This window comes from Rhodococcus sp. CX (assembly GCF_015865005.1).
GTDB lineage: Bacteria > Actinomycetota > Actinomycetes > Mycobacteriales > Mycobacteriaceae > Rhodococcus.
On record NZ_JADZGH010000257.1, the window covers coordinates 38247 to 41000 of the forward strand.

General features: G+C 72.1%; 2 protein-coding genes and 1 pseudogene. All 3 read left to right on the forward strand.

Annotated features, from left to right (window positions below):
• Positions 1 to 221, forward strand: a pseudogene (locus I0Q12_RS34175) (MoxR family ATPase); the annotation flags it as partial.
• Positions 221 to 1426 carry a VWA domain-containing protein gene (locus I0Q12_RS28055; RefSeq protein ID WP_197256790.1) on the forward strand — a complete coding sequence of 402 codons (1206 nt, stop codon included), beginning with the start codon at positions 221 to 223 and terminating at the stop codon, positions 1424 to 1426. The pseudogene I0Q12_RS34175 and the gene I0Q12_RS28055, both read left to right, overlap by 1 nt.
• A 22-nt stretch (positions 1427 to 1448) precedes the next feature.
• Positions 1449 to 2754 (forward strand): wax ester/triacylglycerol synthase domain-containing protein (locus tag I0Q12_RS28060; RefSeq protein WP_197256792.1); only part of this gene is annotated, 1306 nt, incomplete at its 3' end.

A 2754-nucleotide genomic window follows, 5' to 3' on the forward strand; every position in this document is an offset into this window, starting at 1 on the left:
TGATCGCCCGCGCCGCGGAGTTCGTCGCGACCGTGCGCACCCTCGACCTGGACAAGGCCCCGGGAATCGCCGAGACCATCGACTGGGTGTCCGCGCTCGCTGCGCTCGGCGTCAGCGATCTCGTGCGGTCCGACGCGACCGGGCTGGCCGCCCTCGCCAAGACCCCCGACGACCTCGACACGATCCGCGGCGCCTACGGGGAGTTCGCGGGAACCCCGTGATGCCGCAGGAACCCGACGACGGAGGCGTGCTGCGCGGCGTCGACCGCGCCGCATTCGCGGTCGCGCTCGTCGACCGGCTGCGTGCCGGGGGTGTCACCGTGCCCGCCGACGCGTCCGCCACCCTCAGCCGCGCCCTGCACCTGCACCCGCCGCGCACCCGCAGCCGCCTGTACTGGGTGGCGCGGCTGTCCCTCGTCGGCAGCTACGACAACCTCGCCGGATTCGACGCCGCGTTCACCGCCGTGTTCGATCACGCTGCGCTGCAACTGGATCCGCACGCACGGCGCACCGGTCCCGACGACAGCGCCCGGCGCGGCGCCGATCCGATCGGAAAGCCGAACGTCGCGGACGCCCGCGCCTCCACCTCCCACGCCGCGGCCCCCGTTCCGTGGGTCACCCGTGCCGCGGTGGCGGACACCCGCGACGACACCAGGCCGGGGGAGAAGCTGGCCTCCGCGCTGGCGGGCTCCGCGGACCAGCGGTTCGGGGACATGGATCCGGCGGCGCTGCGCGATCTCGGCGCCGCGCTGGAGCAACTCGCGGTGCGGTGGCCGACCCGCCGGTCACGCCGTCGGGAACAGCGCACCAGCGGACGCATCGATCTGCGCGCGAGCATCGCGAGGTCCCGGCACACCGGCTACGAACTCGTCCGGCTGGTGCATTCGCAGCCCCGCAGGCGCCGCCGCCGGATCGTGGTGCTGTGCGACGTGAGCCGGTCCATGCGCGGCTACGCCGAGATCTACCTGCACCTGATGCGGGCGGCGGTCCGGTCCGGTGATGCGGAGGTCTTCGCATTCGCGACCGCGCCGACCCGTCTGACCGCGACCCTTGCCCACCGTTCCGTGGAGCGGGCCGTCGACGAGGCGAACGCGAAGGTCGCCGACCGGTTCGGCGGCACCCGCATCGCGGGCAGTCTCGCCGAGATCCTCGGATCGCACCGCGGGCACCTGTTGCGCGGCGCGATCGTCGTGATCGCCTCGGACGGCTGGGACAGCGACGAACCGGCCGCGTTGGCGCGGACGATGGCGCGGATCCGCCATCGCGCGCACCGCGTCGTGTGGCTCAATCCCCGCGCCGGAAGCCCGGGCTTCACGCCGAGTACCGGGGCGATGGCCGCGGCGCTGCCGTACTGCGATGCGCTGCTGCCCGCGGACACGTTCGGCGCCTTGCACGACGTGCTCGAAACCGTCGTCGCGGCGCGATGATCCGGTGCTGGAGGTGATCTCCGTGTCGAACGCGAACCCCGACACATCGAACCGGGTCCGGATCGAGCGTGCCGGTCCGGCGGACCTCACCGTGCTCGCGACCGATCGTGGACCGGTACCGATGAACATCGGTGCGATCCTCGAGTTCGACGCAGCGCCCGGGCCCGATCTGTCGACGCTGAGAACGCACCTTGCAGAGCGGATTCCCTCGATTCCGCGGCTGCGACAGCGACTGCAGCGAGTGCCGTTCGGCTGTGGCCGTCCGGTGTGGGTCGACGACCCGGGTTTCACCCTCGAACAGCATCTGGCCGAACAGGATTGGCCCGTACCGGCAGACGAACGCCGACTCTTCGACCTCGCAGCCGAATTCGTCTGCACCCCCCTTCCTCACGACCGTCCGTTGTGGCAGGCGCGACTGGTGACGGACCGATCGGGCGGACGAAGTGCCCTGATCGTGGTCCTGCACCATGTGCTCGCCGACGGCCTCGGCGGCTTGGCGGTGCTGGCGGCGCTGACCGACGGCGGACCGCTGGTCGCCGGCCCGGTCTTCCCGCAGCCACCGCCGAGCCGGAAGACGTTGGCGGCCGATGCCGCGCGAGCGAAGCTCGCCGCCGTGCGAGCGCTCCCGGTCGCGATGCGCCGAGGATTCGCGGGGTTGCGCGAACTCGGTTTCGGCCGAAGGTGGCCTCGCCTCGTCGAGCCGACCTCGCTGAACCGGCCGACGTCGAGCCGACGGCGTCTCACACGGATCACCGTTCCGCTGGCCGACGTCACATCCCTGGCGCACCGCCACCATGGCACCGTCAACGATGTCGTCGTGACGGCAGTGACCGGGGCCATGCTGGCTGTCCTGCGAGCTCGCGGGGAGCATCCCGACCGGTTGGTGGTGTCGGTGCCGATCTCGGGGCGCCGCAGCACGACCGCGGACCGTCTCGGCAACGCCACCGGTGTCCGCCCCGTCTCGGTACCGGCGATCGCGGACGACGAGACCCGGCTCGCGCGGATCGTCGCGGCGACGAGCGCTGCCCGCGAACATCTTCCGGATCGTGCGTCGTCCGGCGGGCCGCTCGGATCGGCGTTCCGGGCGCTCAGCCGGCTCGGATTGTTCCGGTTGTTCATCGATCACCAGCGGATGGTGCACACGTTCGTGACCAATCTGCGCGGCCCGGCCGAGCCCGTGGAACTGGCCGGGTTCCGGGTGCGGTCGCTGGTGCCGCTGGTGGTCACCCCCGGCAACGCGGGTGTGACCTTCGCGGTGCTGTCGTACGCGGGCGAGCTGGGGATCACCCTGGTGGCCGATCCCGCGATCGTCCCCGAGCAGGTCGAGC